The organism is Kineococcus arenarius subsp. arenarius (genome assembly GCF_050871845.1).
GTDB lineage: Bacteria > Actinomycetota > Actinomycetes > Actinomycetales > Kineococcaceae > Kineococcus.
The window spans coordinates 1-17,949 of record NZ_JBJLSE010000083.1 but is presented as its reverse complement, the minus strand read 5'-3'; the positions used below and the strand labels follow the sequence as shown (position 1 = coordinate 17,949).

Here is a 17,949-nt window from a genome sequence, read left to right as displayed (position 1 = left end):
GGTGATCAAGGAAGTTGCAACATCCTTGATCACCGCAGGAGTGGGAGGGCTGTGGTGCGGGACACCCCGCGCAGGGGAGGAGCCGCAGGGTCACCGGTGTTGAACAGGACGTGCCGAGCGAGCAGCTCACCCGTCCCCGCCCGTGGACCCCCACCACCGTCTACGCCACCGCCTCCGCGCAGGCCGAGCCGCACGGCCGCGCCATCCTGGACCGCCTCGCCGCCGCCGGCGTGCAGGACGTCCGCCTGCTGAGCGGCGACCGCCTGCCCGGCCTGCGCGGCGCCGACGAGCGCGCCACCTACGCCGCCGCCAAGCGCACCCTCGCCGTCGTCACCAGCGCCGCCTCCAAGCGCCGGCCCACCCCGATCCCGCCCAGCGCGGACTTCGCGTTCCCGATCGCCGAGGGGTGCCCCGGGCACTGCCAGTACTGCTACCTCGCCGGTTCGCTGTCCGGCCCGCCGATCACCCGCGTGTACGCGGACCTGCCCCGGGTCCTCGCCGGCCTGGACGAGGTCGTCGGCACCGGCTCGGTGACCTCCGGCACCGCCGCGCGCGGCCACGAGGGCACCACCTTCGAGGCGTCCTGCTACACCGACCCGCTCGCCGTCGAGCACGTCACCGGTTCGCTGGCCGCCACGGTCGCGCACTTCGGCACCCACGACTGGCCCGGCCCCGTCCAGCTGCGCCTGACGACGAAGTACGACGACGTCGACGGCCTGCTCGGCCTGCCGCACGGCGGGCGCACCCGCGTGCGCGTCTCCGTGAACGTCCCGCAGGTCGAGCGATTCGAGGGCGGCACCGCCCGGGTGGGCGCCCGGCTGCGCGCGCTGGGGCGCCTGGCCCGCGACGGCTACCCCGTGGGCCTGACGATCGCACCGATCATGCCGGTGGAGGACTGGCGCCGCGCGTACGGCGAGCTGCTGGCCGCCGCAGCGGCGGAACTGGCCGACGTGCCGGGCCTGGACCTGACGGTGGAGTGCATCACCCACCGGTTCACCCCGAGGAGCAAGGAGGTGCAGCTCGGCTGGTACCCGCGCACGAAGCTGGACCTCGACGAGTCCACCCGCACCCGCAAGCACGGCAGGTTCGGCGCGGTGAAGCACGTGTACGACGCCGGCACGATGCGCGAGCTGCGCTCGTGGTTCGAGCAGGCGCTGGCCCGCGAGCTGCCCGCGGCCCGGTACCTGTACTGGACGTGAACGCGCCCGCGGGGCGCGCCGCACCCGCACGGGCCGTTGAGCCCGGCGCCCCCCGTGCCGAGGTTGCAGGGGTGGACCCCGCCCGCGAGCACGCCGCGCTGCTGGCCGAGCTGCTCGAGCTGAGCGCGCGCCCGGCCGCGCCCGCCGACGTGCTGGCGCTCGCCCTCGCGCACCTGGGGCCGCCCGGTGCCGTGGTGGGCGCCGCGGTGCGCACCGCGGGGGAGGACGGTCCCGAGGAGGTCCGCGCCGGCGCGGTCACCGGCTCCGGGCGGCTGCGCGCCCCGCTGCTCCTGGGCGGGGGCGAGCTGGGTGAGCTCACCCTCGTGACCGGTGACGGGCCGCCGCCGTCGCCGCACGTCGTGGCGGTGCTCGCGCACCACCTCGCCGTCGTCGTGGGCACCGCGCTCCTGCAGCGCGAGCGCGAGTTCGACGAGACCGCCGCGGCCGCGGTGCGCCGGCTGTTCGAGGAGGGCGTGCGGGCCGCGAGCGTCGGGCAGGCCGCCCGCCTCCTGGCGCGCGTGACCGCCGAGGTGTTCGGCACGGAGCGCGCGGCGGTGCACGTCACCGACGCCGACGGGGTCATCCGCACCGTCTACGGCGTGGGCGTGCCCGACGCGGTGGCCGCCGAGCTGGACCGCTGCCTGGTGGGCCGCCGCGCCGACGCCTCGCCGGTGTGGCGGCGGGCCGAGCGCGACCGGGGCCCGGTGCTGTCCTGCGACGCCGCGCGCGACCCGCGCCGCACCGGCGGGTTCGCCGAGGTGATGGGTCTGCGCTCGTACGCCGCGATGCCGCTGCTGTCGGCGAGCGGGCCGGTGGGGATGGCCGTGTGCGGGGACGTCAGCCGCACGCGCGCGTGGACGTCGCGGGAGCGCGAGCTGGCGCGCCGGCTGGCGCTGCAGGGGGCGCTCGTGGTCGACAGCGCCCGGATGCGCCAGGCCGAGCGCGCCCACCTGGCCGAGGTCACCGCGCTGGCGCGCACGGACGCCCTGACCGGTCTGCCGAACCGCCGCGCCCTGCTGGAGGCCCTGGAGGACGTGTGCGCGGCAGCGGACCCGGCGGCGCTGCTGCTGGTGGACCTCGACGGCTTCAAGCAGGTCAACGACACCCTGGGTCACCACGCGGGCGACGTCCTGCTGCAGCAGGTCGCCGCCCGCCTGCGGGCCGTGGTCCCGGTGCCGGGCCTGGTCGCCCGCCTGGGCGGGGACGAGTTCGCCGTCCTGCTGCGCGGTGAGCCCGGGCGGGTGGTGGACGCCGGTTCCGCGCTGGCCGTGGCCCGCCGGCTGGAGCGGGTCGTCGCCGAGCCGGTGGTGGTGGACGGCCGCGACGCGCGCGTCGGCGCGAGCGTCGGCGTGGCGCCGCTGCCCGCGGGGGCGGGCGCGGCGGCGGTGCCCGGGGTGCTGCGCGCGGCGGACGAGGCGATGTACCGCTCCAAGCGCGCCGTCGCCGGCCCGGTGGTGGCGCAGGTGCCGGTCGCGGGGTGACCGCCGCCCGCGACGGGTGCGGGAGGATGACCGGTGTGACCCCCGCTCCCGTCGTGCCCCCGTTCGGCCTGCTCCTGGACGTCGACGGGCCGGTCGCCAGCCCCGTCACCCGCACGGTCAGCGCCCCGGGCCTGCTGGACAGCCTGCTGGAGCTGCTGGCCGCGGGCGTCCCCGTGGTGTTCAACACGGGTCGCTCGGACCACTTCCTGCGCCAGAACGTCGTCGCGCCGCTGCTGGCGGCGGGGCTGCCGGCGGCGTCGCGGCTGCACGCGGTGTGCGAGAAGGGCGCGGTGCACTTCTCGATCACCGCCGACGGTGCCGGCCCGCTGCACGTGGACGCCGACCTGGCGGTGCCGCCGGCGGCGGTGGAGGCGCTGGAGTCGATGGCCCGCCGCGACTTCGCGGACACCATGTTCGTGGACCCCGGCAAGCACGCGATGGTCTCGATCGAGCAGCGCCTGGAGGTGCCCAGCGCCGACTACCTCGCCGCGCAGGAGCGCTTCGACGCTGCCGCGGTGGAGATCATGGCGGGCCTGGGCATGGGCGTCGAGCGCCGCGGCGAGCGCCGGCCGGACGCCGCCGGCCGGGTGGGCTGGCGGGTGGACCCCACGATCATCTCCACCGACGTGGAGTCGGTGCTGCTCGGCAAGGACCGCGGCGCCGAGACGGCGCTGCGGCTGCTGGCGGCCGACGGCCCGCTGCCGGCCGCGTGGCGCACCGCGGGGGACTCGCGCACCGACTACGCGATGGCGGACTGGCTGCACGCGCAGGGGTACGCCGTCGCCCACGTCGACGTCCGCCCCGCCGACGGGGTGCCGGACACGCCCTACCCCGTGCTGGCGTCCTGGAACAGCGTGCACGACGAAGCGGGAGCGGCGTGGCTGGCGCGGCTGGCGGCGGTGGTGCGCGGCGAGGCGGCCGACGACGCGGGTTTCGACGAGCACCTCGTGGCCTGAGCCCCTGTGCGCATACTGGGCGTGTGGAGTCGACTGCGCTGAGTCCGTGCCGCAGCGGGCTGCCGGTGCGCGCCCTCTCCTGCGCCGCGGGCCCGGACGCGGTGCGGCGTCCGTGAGGGACCCCTCCGCCCTGCGCGCGGCGGTCGCCGACCCCGCCCGCCTGGCCGCCCTCGACGCGTGCGGGCTGGACGGGTGCGGCACCGACCCCGACCTGGAGGGCGTGATCGCCCACGTGGCGGGCGTGCTGCGCGCTCCGGTGGCGGCGCTGGAGCTCGTGCGCCCCGATCGGCAGTGGTTCCCCGCCGAGCGGGGCCTGCGCTGGGCGAGCTCCGAGGTGCCCGACGAGCTGTCCCCCGGAGCCCACGTGGTCGCCACGGGCACCGCCCTGAACGTGGCCGACGCCCGCGGCCACCCCGTCTTCCGGCACCACCCCCTCGCGGCGCGCGGCCTGGTGCGCTCCTACCTGGGCGTGCCCCTCGTCGACGAGGACGGCTTCGTGCTGGGCGCGCTGGCGGTGGCCGACCGGCACCCGCGGCGGTTCAGCGCGGCCGACCGCGAGGTCCTGCGCAGCCAGGCGCACCTGGTGCGCACGCTGCTGGCCCTGCGCCGCCGGGTGCGCGCCCACGAGCGCGACGCCCGCCTGCTGGAGGCCCAGCGCGACGTGCTCGAGGCGGTCGCGGCCGGGCAGCCGCTGCCGGCGGTCCTGGACCGGCTGGCCCGGCACGTCGAGGCGCTGCTGGGGCCGGACGTCCTGTGCTCGGTGCTGCTGGCCGGCGAGGACGGCACCACGATGCGCGACGGCGCCGGGCCGAGCCTGCCGGCCGCCTACCGTGCGGCCGTGGACGGCCTGCCCGTCGCCGAGGGCGTCGGCTCCTGCGGCACCGCGCTGCACCGGCGCGCACCGGTCGTCACCCGCGACATCGCCACCGCTCCCGAGTGGGGCACGCACCGCGCGCTGGCCGCCGAGCACGGCCTGGCGTCGTGCACCTCCCTGCCGGTGCTGGCCGAGGACGGCACCGCGCTGGGCACGTTCGCGCTGTACCGCCGCAGCCCCGGGGCGGTGCCGCTGGACGGCGTGGTCCCCGCCCTGCGGGACCTGACCCGGGTGGCGATCGAGCGCGACCGCTCGGCGCGGGAGCTGACCCGGCTGGCCACCCGCGACACGGTGACGGACCTGCTGAACCGCACCGCGTTCCTCGCCGCCGCCCGGTGCACCCTGGCCGACGTCCCCGCGCCCGGTGCGGTCCACGCGGTCCTGCTGGCCGACGTGGACCACTTCAAGATCGTCAACGACTCCCTGGGGCACGCGGCCGGCGACGCCTACCTGCGCACGGCGGCCGACGCGCTGCGCTCGGCGCTGCGCCCGCACGACGTCCTGTGCCGCTTCGCCGGCGACGCCTTCACCGCCGTCCTGCCGCACGTCGACCCGGGCGCCGCCCTGGAGGTGGCGGAACGGGTGGGGGCGTGCTTCACCGTCCCGGTGCGCGTGCCCGGCCACGTGCTGCACCTGACGGCCAGCACGGGCCTGACCACCACGGCGCTCAGCGGCACGGCCGACCTGGACGTCCTGCTGCGCGACGCCGACGAGGCCATGCACGTCGCCAAGCGCTCGGGCCGTTCCCGGGTGCGGGTGTACGACGCGGAGATGCAGCGGTTCGCCGCGGCCCGGCTGGGCACGGCGCTGGCCCTGCGCGACGCCGTGGGCACCGACCAGTTCTCCCTGCACTACCAGCCGGAGGTCGAGACCGTCACCGGGCGCCTGGTCGGGTTCGAGGCGCTGCTGCGCTGGACGAGGCCCGGGGTGGGGCCGGTGCCGCCGGCGGAGTTCATCCCCGTCGCCGAGGGCAGCGGGCTCATCGCCGAGCTGGGCCGGTGGGTCCTCACCTCCGCCTGCCACCAGCTGGCCCGGTGGCGCGCCGAGCACCCCTCGGCGCGCGACCTGACGGTCTGGGTGAACGTCTCCCCCCACCAGTTCGGCGACGAGGGGTTCGCCGACGAGGTCGTCGCCGCCCTGGAGGCGGCGGGCGTGCCCGGCACCGCCCTCGGCCTGGAGATCACCGAGTCCGCCCTCATGGTGGACGAGGCGGCGGCCCGCTCGATCCTGACCCGGTTGCGCCGCCTGGGCGTGCGCGTCGCCGTGGACGACTTCGGCACCGGCTACTCCAGCCTGTCGACGCTGCGGACCCTGCCGGTGGACGTCGTCAAGGTGGACCGCTCGTTCACCAGCCGCCTCGGGGACGGCCCCGGCGACGTGCGCATCGTCGACGCGATCGTGGCGGTGGCGCACGCGCTGGGCTTGTCGGTCGTCGCCGAGGGCGTCGAGCACGAGCACCAGCGCGACGTGCTGCACGCCCTGGACTGCGACCTGGCGCAGGGCTACCTGTTCGGGCGGCCGGCTCCTCCGGAGTTCTTCGAGCAGGCCCTCGCGCTGCGCGAGCGCACCCCGGCCGACGGGTCCCCGGCCGCTCGCGCGGACGCCCGGCACGGGCGGAGCCCCGCGGCGCCCGGGCGCGCTTAGAGTTCCCCCGTGGCTCGCGTCGACACCCAGTACGAGGACCTGCTGCGCCACGTCGCGGCGAACGGCACCCCCAAGGCCGACCGCACCGGCACCGGCACCCGCTCGTGGTTCGGCGCGCAGCTGCGCTACGACCTCTCGGCGGGCTTCCCGCTGATCACCACCAAGCGGGTGCACTTCAAGTCGGTGGCGCTGGAGCTGCTGTGGTTCCTGCGCGGGGACGGCAACGTGCGCTGGCTGCAGGAGCGCGGCGTGACGATCTGGGACGAGTGGGCCGACGCGGACGGCGACCTCGGCCCCGTGTACGGCGTGCAGTGGCGCTCCTGGCCCACCCCGGACGGCCGGCACGTCGACCAGATCGCCCAGGTGCTGGACACGCTGCGCACCGACCCGGACTCGCGGCGCATGGTCGTCTCCGCCTGGAACGTCGGTGAGCTGGAGCGGATGGCGCTGGCACCGTGCCACGCGCTGTTCCAGTTCCACGTGGCCGACGGGAAGCTGTCGTGCCAGCTGTACCAGCGCTCGGCCGACCTCTTCCTCGGCGTGCCGTTCAACATCGCCTCCTACGCGCTGCTGACGCACCTGGTCGCCGCCGAGGTCGGCCTGGAGGTCGGCGACTTCGTGTGGACCGGCGGCGACGTCCACGTCTACGACAACCACGTCGAGCAGGTCGCCGAGCAGCTCAGCCGCGAACCGCACCCGTTCCCCGCGCTGCGGGTGGCGCCCGGGCCGCTGCTCGAGCGCGAGTGGACGGACTTCGAGCTCGTGGACTACGTGCACCACCCCGCCATCAAGGCGCCGGTCGCGGTCTGAGCGGTGCGCGCGACGGGGGAGCGGGCGTGATCGGCCCGTGATCGGCCTGGTGTGGGCGCAGTCGCCCGACGGCGTCATCGGCGACGGCGGGCGCCTGCCGTGGCGGGTCCCGGAGGACCTGGCGCACTTCAAGCGGCTGACCGCGGGCGCCACGGTCCTCATGGGCCGCGCGACGTGGGACTCGCTGCCGCCGCGGTTCCGCCCGCTGCCCGGGCGGCGCAACGTGGTCCTGACCCGCGACCGCTCCTGGAGCGCCGAGGGGGCCGAGGTCGCGCACGACCTGGACGCCGCCCTCGACGACGCGCTCGACGGGGGCGACGTGTGGGTGGCCGGGGGCGGTCAGGTGTACCGGGCGGCGCTGGCGCGCGCCGACCTCCTCGTCGTCACCGACGTCGACGTCCGCGTGCCCGGTGACACCACGGCTCCGGAGGTCGGCGACGGCTGGGTGCTCACCTCGCAGGAGCCGGCCGACGGCTGGGCGACCTCCAGCGCGGGGCCGCGGTTCCGGATCAGGACCCTGCGGCGCGCGACGGGCTGAACCGCCGGCCGGCCCCTCGCGCGTGCCGCCGCCCCGTGCGACCGTGGGGGTGTCGGCCCGGTGCCCGGGCCCCGTGCGAGGAGGTCCGCGATGACCGTTCTGGTGTCCCTCGTCGTCATCCTGCTGGTCGCCGCGCTGGTGGGCCGCACCGTGGCGCGCTCGCGCCCGGGGGCCCGGCCGCGCCGCGCCGAGCCGCGCGCCGGTCTGGGCGTCGAGCTGCCGGACGTGCTCGGCGAGCGTCGCACCCGTCCCGGCGGCCGCTGACGCGCTGAGCCCGGCGTGCCGCCCGGCGGTTCAGTCCACGTCGACGCCGAAGTCCTGCGCGATGCCGCGCAGCCCGTTCGCGTAGCCCTGCCCGACGGCGCGGAACTTCCACTCCGCCTCGCGCCGGTACACCTCGCCGAACACCATGGCGGTCTCGGTGGAGGCGTCCTCGGACAGGTCGAAGCGCACGACCTCCTCGCCCGTGGCGCGGTCCACGAGCCGGATGAACGCGCCGTGCACCTGCCCGAAGCTCTGCCGGCGCGCCTCGGCGTCGTGGATGGACACGGCGAAGACGATCCGCTGGCACTGCGGCGGCACGGACAGCAGGTTCACCTCGACGACCTCGTCGTCGCCCTCGCCCTCGCCGGTGCGGTTGTCGCCGGTGTGCCGCACGGCCCCCTCGGGGCTGGCGAGCTGGTTGTAGAAGACGAAGTGGGCGTCGGAGAGGACCTTGCCGCCGGCGCCGAGCAGCAGCGCGCTGGCGTCCAGGTCGAAGTCGACGCCGGTGGTGGTGCGCACGTCCCAGCCGAGGCCGACGGCGGCCTCCGTCAGGTTCGGCGCCACCTTCGTCAGCGACACGTTGCCGCCCTTGGCCAGCGTCACGCCCATCCCGGTCCTCCTCGCACGTGGGTCCTGCCGCGACGCTACCGGCGCGGGCCGGGCGGCACCCGGTGGGCCCCGCGGGGACCGGGCCCGCGGGAACAACGTCCCGGGGCAATCGCTTGACCCGAGGGCCGGCGAACGGTCCCCGGTGCCCCGCCCGCACCGATCCCGAGGAGAGCCGTGCCCCTGCTCCGCCGCCTGCCCGAGCGGGCCGCCTTCTGGCTGGTCGCCGCCACCCTCGCCCTGCTCGTGTCCGCCTCCTCGGCGCCCTCGCCGGTCTTCCCCGTCTACCAGCAGGAGTGGGGCCTGAGCGCGACGACCGTCACGGTCGTCTTCGCCGTCTACGCCGGCACCCTGCTGCTGGCGCTGCTGACCGTCGGCTCGCTCTCGGACCACCTGGGCCGGCGCGCCGTCGTCCTGGCCGGTCTCGCCGGCGTGCTCGTCGCGCTGGCCGGGTTCCTCCTCGCCGGCTCCGCCGCGTGGCTGATCGCCGCCCGCGCCCTGCAGGGCATCGGCACCGGTGCCGCCATCGGGGCCCTCGGCGCGTGGCTGCTCGACCTCGGCGGGCCGCGCGCCACCCTCGCCCAGACCCTCAACGGCGCCGCCCCGCCGGTCGGCCTCATGGTCGGGGGCCTGGGCGCCGGCCTGCTCGTGCAGTACGCGCCCGCCCCCGCCCGCCTCGTCTACGGCGTGCTCGCCGTCCTGCTGGTCGCGTGCGCCGCCCTCCTGCTCGCCGCCCCGGAGACCTCCCCGCGCACCCCCGGCGCCCGCGCCTCCCTCGCGCCGTCCGTGCGGGTGCCCGCCGCCACCCGGCCCGTGCTGGTGGCGCTGGCCCCCGCCCTGACCGGCAGCTGGGCCCTGGGCGGGCTGTTCCTCGGACTGGGCCCCTCGGTCGCCGCGGGCGTGCTGGGCCGCACCGACCACCTCGTCGGCGGCCTCGTGGTCGCCAGCCTCACCGGCACCGGTGCGCTCGTGGGCGTCCTGACCCGGAACCTGCCGGCCCGCCGGGTGGCCGTCGCCGGCTCGGCCGCGTTCCTGGTCGGCCCCGCCCTGCTGGTGGTGGCCCTGCAGCAGGCGTCCACGCCGCTGTTCTTCACCGCCTCGGTGGTCTCCGGCCTCGGCTTCGGCGCCGCCTTCCAGGGGGGCCTGCGCGCCGTCGTCGCCACCGCCCCGCCCGCCGAGCGCGCCGGCGTCCTCGCCGCCGTCTACGTCATGTGCTACCTCGCCTTCGGCGTGCCGTCGGTCGTCGGCGGCCTGCTCACCCCGCTCGTGGGGTTGCGCACCGTCGCCGAGGGCTACGCCGTCCTCGTCGCGCTCCTGGGCGCCACGACCCTGCTCCTCGCCGCACGCGCTGCGCGGCGCACCCCCGCGGCCGCCGTGCCGGCCCAGCGCCGCGAGGCGACCGGCCGCGGGCCGGCGGTGCGCCGGTGAGCACCCCGGGCTGATCCGGTTCAGCACCGGCCCGGCGACGACGCGCAACCGGGGAGACTCCCGGCGCCGCCCGCCCTACTGTGGAGGGGACGGCCGGCGCCCCGCCCCGTCCTGCTCCGCCCGACGGCGCGCGGTGCACCACCTCACCAGGCCCTCGAGGACCGCCCCCGGATGACCGCGCTGCCCACCTCGCACCCCCAGACCTCCCCCGCCCGCAGCACCTCCACGTTCGGTCTCGTGCTGCTGCTCGGCACCATGGCCGCGCTCGGCGCGGTCACCATCGACCTCTACCTGCCGTCGCTGCCGCAGGTCGCCGACGACCTCGGCACCACCGCCGCGAGCGCGCAGCTCACCATCACCGGCGTGCTCGTGGGGTCCGCCCTCGGGCAGCTCATCAGCGGCCCCCTCAGCGACGCGTACGGCCGGCGCCGTCCCGCGATCGCCGGCTTCGGCGTCTACGTCGTGGCGGCCCTGCTGTGCGCGGTCGCCCCCGACCTGCCCTCCCTGGTCGCCGCCCGCTTCCTCGCGGGGATGGGTGCCGCCGCCGGCTCGGTCGTCGGCATGGCGATCATCCGCGACCTGTTCACCGGTCCGGCCGCGGCGCGGCTGATGTCCCGGCTGATCCTCGTCATCGGCGTGGCCCCGCTGTTCGCGCCCACGATCGGCGGTGCGATCGCCGAGCACACCGGCTGGCGCCCGGTGCTCGCGCTGCTGGCGGTGGCCGGCCTGCTGGTCCTGCTGGCCGTGTGGCGCCGGCTGCCGGAGACCCGGCCCGAGCTGGCCGCCGAGGTCCCCGCGCAGGCCTCCCGCGCCCCGTCCTCGGCCGCCGCTCGCGCGGTGCCGGTGACCCGCCGCCGCGGCGGGCGGGTGCTGCGCAGCTTCACCGGCTACGGAGCCCTCGTGCGCGACCGGCGCTTCATGGCCCTGGCGGTCGTGCCGGGCCTGGCGATGTCGGTGGTCATGAGCTACGTGGCCACCTCCCCGTTCGTCTTCCAGGAGGGCTTCGGGCTGAGCACCACCCAGTTCGCGGTCCTGTTCGCCGTCATGGGCGTCGCGCTCGTCGGCGGCAGCCAGGTCAACGCCGCGCTCGTGCAGCGGTTCGGCTCCCCGGCGCTGCTGCGGGTGGGCGTCACCGCGGCGCTGACGCTGTCGCTCGTGCTGGGCGGGGTCGTCCTGTCCGGCGTGGACGAGCTGCTGGCGTTCGTGGTCCCGCTGTGGCTGCTGCTGCTCACCCTGGGGCTGATCATGCCGAACGCGGTGACGATGGCCCTGGAGCCGTACGGCGCCAGCGCCGGTTCGGCCGCGGCGCTGGTGACGGCCCTGCAGTCCGGCGTGGGCGGCCTGGTCGGCGTCGTCACCGGCCTGCTGGGCGGTGACGCCGGCGCCATGGCCGCGGTGGTCGCGGTCGCCACCGCCCTGGCCCTGGTGCTGGTCACCGCGGTCGCCGCGGTGGACCGCCGCACCGCCGCGGCCCGCGCCTAGCTCGTCCGGGCCCGCGCCGGGGCGCACCCCCCGGCGCGGGCCTAGGCTCCGGTCATGAGCTCGATCACCGACCAGCGCCCGGCGGCCGAGGACGTCGACCCCTCGGTGCGCCCGCAGGACGACCTCTTCCGCCACGTCAACGGCCGCTGGCTGGCCACCGCCGAGATCCCCGAGGACCGGGCCGTCGACGGCGCCTTCGTGCGCCTGCGCGACCAGTCCGAGGCCGAGTGCCGGGCCATCGTGGAGGCCGCCGCCGCTGCCGCCGGGGACGGCTCCGCCGAGCCCGGCGGCGTCCAGCAGAAGATCGGCGACCTGTACGCCTCCTTCATGGACACCGAGCGCGCCGAGGCCCTCGGCGTGCGCCCCGTCGCCGCCGAGCTGGAGCAGGTCGACGCCGTGGCCGACCTGGACGGCCTGGTGCGGCTGCTGGGCCGCCTGGACCGCCTCGGCGTGGGCGGCCCGTTCGGGTACTGGGTGGACACCGACAACGCGAAGTCCGACGAGTACGTCGTCTACGTCACCCAGTCCGGCCTGGGCCTGCCCGACGAGTCCTACTACCGCGAGGAGCAGTACGCCGACCTGCGCGAGGCGTACGTCGCGCACGTGGAGCGGGTGCTGTCCATCGGCGGCCGCCCGGACCCGGCCGGCAGCGCGAGGCGCGTCCTGGAGCTGGAGACGGCGCTCGCGGCCCACCACTGGGACCGGGTGCGCAACCGCGACGCGAACGCCACCTACAACAAGCTCGACCGCGCCGGGCTGGCGGCGCTGCTGCCGGGCGTGGACCTGGCGGCCTGGCTGGGGGCCGCCGGCGTTCCGGAGCAGGCGTTCGCCGAGGTCGTCGTGCGCCAGCCGAGCTACCTGGAGGGCATGGCGCAGGTCCTGACGGGCACCCCCGTGCCGACCTGGCGCGAGTGGCTGAGCTGGCGGGTGCTGCACCAGGCCGCCCCGTACCTGCACGCCGAGCTGGTGGCCGAGAACTTCGCCTTCTACGGCACGACCCTGACCGGCGCCCCGCAGCTGCGGGAGCGGTGGAAGCGCGGCGTCGGCCTGGTGGAGGGCGTGCTGGGGGAGGCGCTGGGCGAGCTGTACGTCGCCGAGCACTTCCCGCCGGAGGCGAAGGCCCGCATGGAGGCGCTCGTCGCGAACCTCGTCGAGGCCTACCGGCAGGACATCGAGGCGCTGGACTGGATGACGCGCGAGACGAAGGACCGCGCGCTGGAGAAGCTGGGGAAGTTCACGCCCAAGATCGGCCACCCCGAGCAGTGGCGCGACTACTCCGCCCTGACGATCGAGCGCGACGACCTGCTGGGCAACGTCCGCCGCGCGTTCGCGTTCGAGGTGGACCGCGAGCTGGCCAAGCTGGGCGGCCCGGTGGACCGCTCGGAGTGGTTCATGACCCCGCAGACGGTCAACGCCTACTACAACCCGGGCATGAACGAGATCGTCTTCCCCGCGGCGATCCTGCGCCCGCCGTTCTTCTCCCTGGACGCCGACGACGCCGAGAACTACGGCGGCATCGGCGCGGTCATCGGCCACGAGATCGGCCACGGCTTCGACGACCAGGGCTCGAAGTACGACGGCGACGGCAACCTGCGCGACTGGTGGACCGACGCCGACCGCGAGGAGTTCGGGAAGCGCACCGCCGCTCTGATCGCCCAGTACGACGCCCTGGAGCCGCCCGAGACGCCCGGCAAGCACGTCAACGGCGCCCTGACCGTCGGCGAGAACATCGGCGACCTCGGCGGGCTGACCATCGCCCACAAGGCGTACGAGATCGCCCTGGCCGGCCGCGAGGCCCCCGTCGTGGACGGCCTCACCGGCCACCAGCGCCTCTTCGTCGGCTGGGCGCGCGTGTGGTGCGGCAAGGTGCGCCCCGCCGAGGTGGAGCGGCGCCTGGCGATCGACCCGCACTCCCCGCCGGAGTTCCGCTGCAACGCGGTGGTCCGCAACCTCGCCGAGTTCCACGAGGCGTTCGGCGTGCAGCCGGGCGACGGGCTGTGGATGGACCCGGCCGAGCGGGTGCGCATCTGGTGAGGCGCCGCTGACGGGCGGGCGCGCTCAGGTGGCCAGCGCCACCTGGTCGCGCCCGCCCGCCTTGGCCGCGTACAGCGCCCGGTCGGCGGCCAGCAGCAGGTCGTCGGGCGTCGTCCCGTGCTCGGGGCAGGAGGCGACCCCGGCGCTGATGGTGACGCGGACCTCGCTGCCGGCCACGCGCAGCCGGGCGCAGTCGGCCCGCAGCTCCTCGGCGCGCTCGGCCGCGGCTGCGGCGTCCAGGCCGGGCAGGACGACGACGAACTCCTCCCCGCCGTAGCGCACGACGTCCTCGGCGCGGGCGTGCTCGCGCAGGGCCGCCGCCACGGCGACCAGCACGGCGTCGCCGACGGCGTGTCCGTGGGTGTCGTTGACGGCCTTGAAGTGGTCGACGTCCAGCAGCACCAGGGCCAGGGGCCGTCCGGCGCCGGCGGCCGCCCGCAGCCGTTCGGTGAGGTCGTCGACGAAGCGGCGCCGGTTGCGCAGCCCGGTGAGGGGGTCGCGCGAGGCCTCCTCGGCGAGGTCGGCGCGCAGCTGCTCGATGGTCTCGACGTGCTGGCGCAGCTGCGCGTTGGCCTCCTCCAGGGCGCGCTGCTGGCCGCGCTGGGCGGTGATGTCGCGCAGCACGGCGACGCGGCCGAGCGCGTTGCCGCGGGGGTCGTGGATGCGCCGCACCCGCACGTCCAGGCTCACCGCGCCGAGCTGGACGACCTCCTCGCCCTCCCCGGCCCCGACGGCGGCGGCGAGGGCGGTCCCCACGACGGCCCCCAGCGGTGCACCGGTGGTGCCGGGGGCGCACCCGAGGAGTTCCAGCAGCGCCCGTGCCGCGGGGTTGAGGTCGACGACGCGGTCCTGCTCGTCGACGACGACGACGGCGTCCCCGAGCGTGTCGACGACGAGGCCCCGCGCGACGGGCAGCAGGTGCAGCAGGTCCTGGTGCAGCACGGAGAACGCGAAGAGCAGGCCGGTGACCGCGAAGACGGCCGGGGTGGGGTCGACGCTGAGCACGTCCGCGGGCAGCGCCACGGTGACGACGTTGACGACGGCCGGCGCGGCGATGGCCAGCAGCACGGTGCTGAGCTGCCGCCGCAGCGTCCCGCTGGCGTACCGGCGCTGCCGGACCACGACGGCCGCGCTCGCGGCGATGACCGCGTAGCTGTACAGCGCGTGCGCCCAGAAGAGCGGCCCGAGGGTGGTGTGGCGCACCACCGGGTCGCCGGTGTGCTCCACCGTGGCGTAGAACAGCCGCGTCGCGGGGTCGGCCAGCAGCGCCAGCTGCACCAGCAGGGGCTCGACGCACAGCACCAGCACCCGGCGGGCGGTGAGGCGGCGCCCGGTGACGGTGTGCGCGAACAGCCGGTTGGCGGCGACGGCACCGGTGATGCCGAGGTACTGCACGTGCACCAGGGCGTCGAGGACGGCGGGGCGCTGACCGCTGTTGAGCAGCACGACGGCCGCGGCCCACACGCTGACGGACACCAGGGACGCGGTCAGCGGCACGGCCGCCGGGGTCTGCGCGCGCCGGTGCCAGGTCAGCGCCGCGGTGACGGCGGTGACGACGGAGGCCAGGGCGACGACGAGCGTGAGGGCTGCCACCGTCCGGTCCGCTCCTCCCGCCGTGCCCACCGGTGTGCTCCAGCGGGTCGAGCTTCCCATCGGCCCGCGGGGGGCGCAGGTGGACCACCCGTCCGGGTGGTCCACCCGTCAGCGCTGCGGCGGTCCGGGGGGCAGCCGGGGGTGCAGCAGGTGGGCCACCAGGGCGGTCCAGCCGGTCTGGTGGGTGGCCCCGAGCCCTTCGCCGGTGTCCCCGTCGAAGTACTCGTTGAACGTGGGGTGCTCGCGCCACAGCGGGTCGTCGCTGGCCTCGATGCGGCTGCCGTCGGCGGGACGCCGCCCGTCCACGGGGCGGAACAGCGAGACGAGGCTGTCGTCGACGAGGTCGGCGGCCTGCACGAGGTTGATCCGCCGGCCGGAGCCGCGGGGGTGCTCGACGGTCACCTCGTCGCCGAAGAACCGCCCGTAGGTGCGCAGCTTGTCGGCGAGGAGCACGTTGACGGGGAACCAGACCGGCCCGCGCCAGTTGGAGTTGCCGCCGAACAGCGCGGTGCGCGACTCGCCGGGCTCGTACACGATCGAGGAGTGCTGCCCGCTGACCTCGGTGGTGATGTGCTCCTTGACGGCGGCGGACAGCGACCGGATCCCGTAGTCGGACAGGAACTGCCCGGGGTCGAACATCCGGTCCAGGATGCGGGTCAGCCGCGGCTTGTCGAGCAGCGAGAGCAGCATCTGCCGCCCGTCGCCGTCGGGGCCGGTGCGCGTCAGCAGCGGCAGGGTCAGCTCGGGTCGCCGGCGCTGCAGCCAGCGCAGCCGCGCGGTCAGGTCGGGGCACTCCTCGGAGATCCACGAGGGGACCTCGGTGGCGCCGAGGATGGGCAGCAGCCCGACCATGGAGGGCACCCGCATGGGCTCGGCGGTCCCGTCGGGGTGCAGCAGGACGTCGTAGAAGAAGCCGTCGGACTCGTCCCAGAGCGTCACCTCCTGGGAGCCGAAGGACATCATGGCCTGCGCGATCGACAGGAAGTGCTCGAGGAACTTCGTCGCGGCGTCCTCCCACGCGGGGTCGTGCCGCGACAGCTCCAGCGCGATCTTGAACATCTGCTGGCAGTAGAACGCCATCCAGCTGGTGGCGTCGGACTGCTCGAGCCGGTACCCGGGGGGCAGCTGGGCGGAGCGGTCGAACAGGCCGATGTTGTCCATGCCGAGGAAGCCGCCCTCGAAGAGGTGGGAGCCGTCGGCGTCCTTGCGGTTGACCCACCAGGAGAAGTTCAGCAGCAGCTTCGTGAAGACCCGCACGAGGAAGCCCTGGTCGCGGTAGCCGTCCAGGCGGTAGACGTGCCAGGCGGCCCAGGCGTGCACGGGCGGGTTGACGTCGCCGAAGGCCCACTCGTAGGCGGGCAGCTGCCCGTTGGGGTGCATGGACCACTCGCGGAGCATGAGGACGAGCTGCTCCTTGGCGAACTCGGGGTCCACGTGCGCCAGCGGGATGCAGTGGAAGGCGAGGTCCCAGGCGGCGAACCAGGGGTACTCCCACTCGTCAGGCATGGAGATCACGTCGGCGAGCGCGAGGTGGCGCCACCCGGTGTTGCGGCCTCCACGGGCTCGCCGCGACTCCGGCGCCGGATCGGTCCACGGGTCGCCGTCCAGCCACTGCCGCACGTCGTAGCGGTACAGCTGCTTCGTCCACAGCAGCCCCGCGTAGGCGCGCCGGGCGATGTGCCGGTCGGAGGCGGTGAGCTGCGCGGGCAGGACGGTGTCGTAGAAGGTGTCGGCCTCGGCGGCGCGGTCGCGCAGGACGGTGTCGAAGCCGCTGCCGAAGGTGCTCCTGCCCGGGGGGTCCTGGGACAGCCGCAGCCGCACCTCGACGGTCTGCCCGGGCAGCACCTCGTCGAAGCGGTACCAGAAGGCCGCCTTCGTCCCCTGCAGCGCGGGGTTGACCGCGGAGGCGTCGCCGCGCACGATCCGCCGGTCGATGCCGTCCTTGGTGTGCGCGGCCGTGTTGCGCTCGGCGCCGAACAGCTCGACGGCGTTGGTCTCGTTCTCGCAGAAGAGCACCTCGGGGGAGCCCTCGGCGCACACGTAGTACCGCCCCAGGTGCCCGTGCTCGCACTCCACGGCCTCCAGGCCGCCGACGGAGAGCGTGGGGGGCAGGACCTGCGCGAGGGTGCCGCGCCGCTTGTCCCAGCCCCAGGACCACGTGTTGCGGAACCACACCTGCGGCACGAGGTCCAGCGGGGCGGGGTCCGGGCCGTGGTTGGTGGCGCTGATGACGGCGCAGACGTCGTCGGGCGACGCCTTGGCGTAGGTCACCTCGACGTCGAAGAAGCGGTTGCCGTCCAGGACGCCGGTGTCGCCGAGCTCGTACTCGCGCTCCTCCCGGCTGCGCCGGGCGTTCTCCTCGCGCAGCAGCGCGTACGGGAACTCCGCCTGCGGGTAGCGGTACAGCCACCGCATCCAGCTGTGCGAGGGCGTGCCGTCCACGGCCCACCAGTACTCCTTGACGTCCTCGCCGTGGTTGCCCTCCCCGTTGGTGAGGCCGAAGAGGCGCTCCTTGAGGACGGGGTCCCGCCGGTTCCACAGCGCCACCCCGAGGTTGAGGAAGCCGAAGCGGTCGCAGATGGCGCCCAGGCCGTCCTCGCCCCACCGGTAGGCGCGGGCGCGGGCGTGCTCGAACGGGAAGGCGGACCACGCGTCGCCGGAGGCCGAGTAGTCCTCGCGGACGGTGCCCCACTGCCGGCCGGCCACGTAGGGACCCCACAGGCGCCACGGTCCGTCGGGGCCGGGGGACTCGGCCATGCGCGCGTGCTCGGCGCTCGGCTGCCCCTGGTGGGGAGGCGTCTGGGGGGGCTGGTCCACCGCTCCATCCTGCCAACAGCGGCCTCCGCGTGCTGGGTGAGCGGTCGGCGGACCGGATCACGTTGCGTTGCAACGATTCTGTCCTCCATCCCGCTCCGGATTTGGTGGTTGGGCTCGGGGCGGCGTACTGTTCTTCTCGTCGCCCGGACGGGGCGGCCGCCGGGGCCGGGAGGCCGCGGGGGTCTGCTGCGGGTGGGTGGTGCGGCAAGCTTGATCGGGAATG

At 75.8% G+C, this 17,949-nt stretch carries 13 protein-coding genes; 10 read left to right on the top strand and 3 right to left on the bottom strand.

The window, feature by feature from the left end:
* The first annotated feature begins 110 nt into the window (after positions 1 to 110).
* The 7 genes from ACRYM0_RS16355 to ACRYM0_RS16325 all read left to right on the top strand — a co-directional run bounded on the left by ACRYM0_RS16355 (position 111) and on the right by ACRYM0_RS16325 (position 7,766).
* Positions 111 to 1,199, top strand: coding sequence for a spore photoproduct lyase family protein (locus ACRYM0_RS16355; RefSeq protein ID WP_432506866.1), 1,089 nt, complete (start codon positions 111 to 113; stop codon positions 1,197 to 1,199).
* A 71-nt stretch (positions 1,200 to 1,270) separates the two neighbouring features.
* Positions 1,271 to 2,680: a diguanylate cyclase domain-containing protein gene (locus ACRYM0_RS16350; RefSeq protein WP_432506865.1), complete on the top strand. Its 1,410-nt coding sequence runs from the start codon at positions 1,271 to 1,273 to the stop codon at positions 2,678 to 2,680.
* A 26-nt stretch (positions 2,681 to 2,706) separates the two neighbouring features.
* Entirely contained in the window at positions 2,707 to 3,636 is a 930-nt protein-coding gene (locus ACRYM0_RS16345; protein WP_432506864.1) for a hypothetical protein, read from the top strand.
* A 112-nt stretch (positions 3,637 to 3,748) separates the two neighbouring features.
* Positions 3,749 to 6,154 carry a bifunctional diguanylate cyclase/phosphodiesterase gene (locus ACRYM0_RS16340; RefSeq protein WP_432506863.1) on the top strand — a complete coding sequence of 802 codons (2,406 nt, stop codon included), beginning with the start codon at positions 3,749 to 3,751 and terminating at the stop codon, positions 6,152 to 6,154.
* Positions 6,155 to 6,163: 9 nt separating this feature from the next.
* A complete protein-coding gene (locus ACRYM0_RS16335; protein WP_432506862.1) occupies positions 6,164 to 6,964 on the top strand; it encodes a thymidylate synthase in 801 nt (266 codons plus the stop codon).
* Positions 6,965 to 7,001: 37 nt separating this feature from the next.
* Positions 7,002 to 7,502: a dihydrofolate reductase gene (locus ACRYM0_RS16330; RefSeq protein ID WP_432506861.1), complete on the top strand. Its 501-nt coding sequence runs from the start codon at positions 7,002 to 7,004 to the stop codon at positions 7,500 to 7,502.
* A gap of 90 nt (positions 7,503 to 7,592) precedes the next feature.
* Entirely contained in the window at positions 7,593 to 7,766 is a 174-nt protein-coding gene (locus ACRYM0_RS16325) for a hypothetical protein (RefSeq protein WP_432506859.1), read from the top strand.
* Between the two features lie 30 nt (positions 7,767 to 7,796).
* On the opposite strand, the gene ACRYM0_RS16320 is transcribed toward ACRYM0_RS16325, so the two are convergent.
* Positions 7,797 to 8,375: a TerD family protein gene (locus ACRYM0_RS16320; RefSeq protein ID WP_432506858.1), complete on the bottom strand. Its 579-nt coding sequence runs from the start codon at positions 8,373 to 8,375 to the stop codon at positions 7,797 to 7,799.
* Between the two features lie 174 nt (positions 8,376 to 8,549).
* Between ACRYM0_RS16320 and ACRYM0_RS16315 the strand changes: the two genes are divergently transcribed.
* The 3 genes from ACRYM0_RS16315 (at position 8,550) to ACRYM0_RS16305 (ending at position 13,316) form a co-directional block, all read left to right on the top strand.
* Positions 8,550 to 9,800 (top strand): MFS transporter, encoded by a 1,251-nt coding sequence (locus ACRYM0_RS16315; RefSeq protein WP_432506857.1) that lies wholly within the window; start codon positions 8,550 to 8,552, stop codon positions 9,798 to 9,800.
* A 171-nt stretch (positions 9,801 to 9,971) separates the two neighbouring features.
* A complete protein-coding gene (locus ACRYM0_RS16310; RefSeq protein ID WP_432506856.1) occupies positions 9,972 to 11,282 on the top strand; it encodes a multidrug effflux MFS transporter in 1,311 nt (436 codons plus the stop codon).
* A 54-nt stretch (positions 11,283 to 11,336) separates the two neighbouring features.
* Positions 11,337 to 13,316 (top strand): M13 family metallopeptidase, encoded by a 1,980-nt coding sequence (locus tag ACRYM0_RS16305; protein ID WP_432506855.1) that lies wholly within the window; start codon positions 11,337 to 11,339, stop codon positions 13,314 to 13,316.
* A gap of 24 nt (positions 13,317 to 13,340) precedes the next feature.
* On the opposite strand, the gene ACRYM0_RS16300 is transcribed toward ACRYM0_RS16305, so the two are convergent.
* Entirely contained in the window at positions 13,341 to 14,909 is a 1,569-nt protein-coding gene (locus ACRYM0_RS16300; RefSeq protein ID WP_432506854.1) for a GGDEF domain-containing protein, read from the bottom strand.
* A gap of 108 nt (positions 14,910 to 15,017) precedes the next feature.
* Positions 15,018 to 17,666 (bottom strand): MGH1-like glycoside hydrolase domain-containing protein, encoded by a 2,649-nt coding sequence (locus tag ACRYM0_RS16295; RefSeq protein WP_432506867.1) that lies wholly within the window; start codon positions 17,664 to 17,666, stop codon positions 15,018 to 15,020.
* Positions 17,667 to 17,949 lie beyond the last annotated feature (283 nt).

What these genes read in the sequence shown, in the direction of transcription:
- ACRYM0_RS16345 (WP_432506864.1), top strand. Translation starts at nt 2,707, where the DNA reads ATGACCGGTGTGACCCCCGCTCCCGTCGTGCCCCCGTTCGGCCTGCTC.
- ACRYM0_RS16325 (WP_432506859.1), top strand. Translation starts at nt 7,593, where the DNA reads ATGACCGTTCTGGTGTCCCTCGTCGTCATCCTGCTGGTCGCCGCGCTG.
- ACRYM0_RS16320 (WP_432506858.1), bottom strand. Translation starts at nt 8,375, where the DNA reads ATGGGCGTGACGCTGGCCAAGGGCGGCAACGTGTCGCTGACGAAGGTG.
- ACRYM0_RS16310 (WP_432506856.1), top strand. Translation starts at nt 9,972, where the DNA reads ATGACCGCGCTGCCCACCTCGCACCCCCAGACCTCCCCCGCCCGCAGC.
- ACRYM0_RS16305 (WP_432506855.1), top strand. Translation starts at nt 11,337, where the DNA reads ATGAGCTCGATCACCGACCAGCGCCCGGCGGCCGAGGACGTCGACCCC.
- ACRYM0_RS16295 (WP_432506867.1), bottom strand. Translation starts at nt 17,666, where the DNA reads ATGGCCGAGTCCCCCGGCCCCGACGGACCGTGGCGCCTGTGGGGTCCC.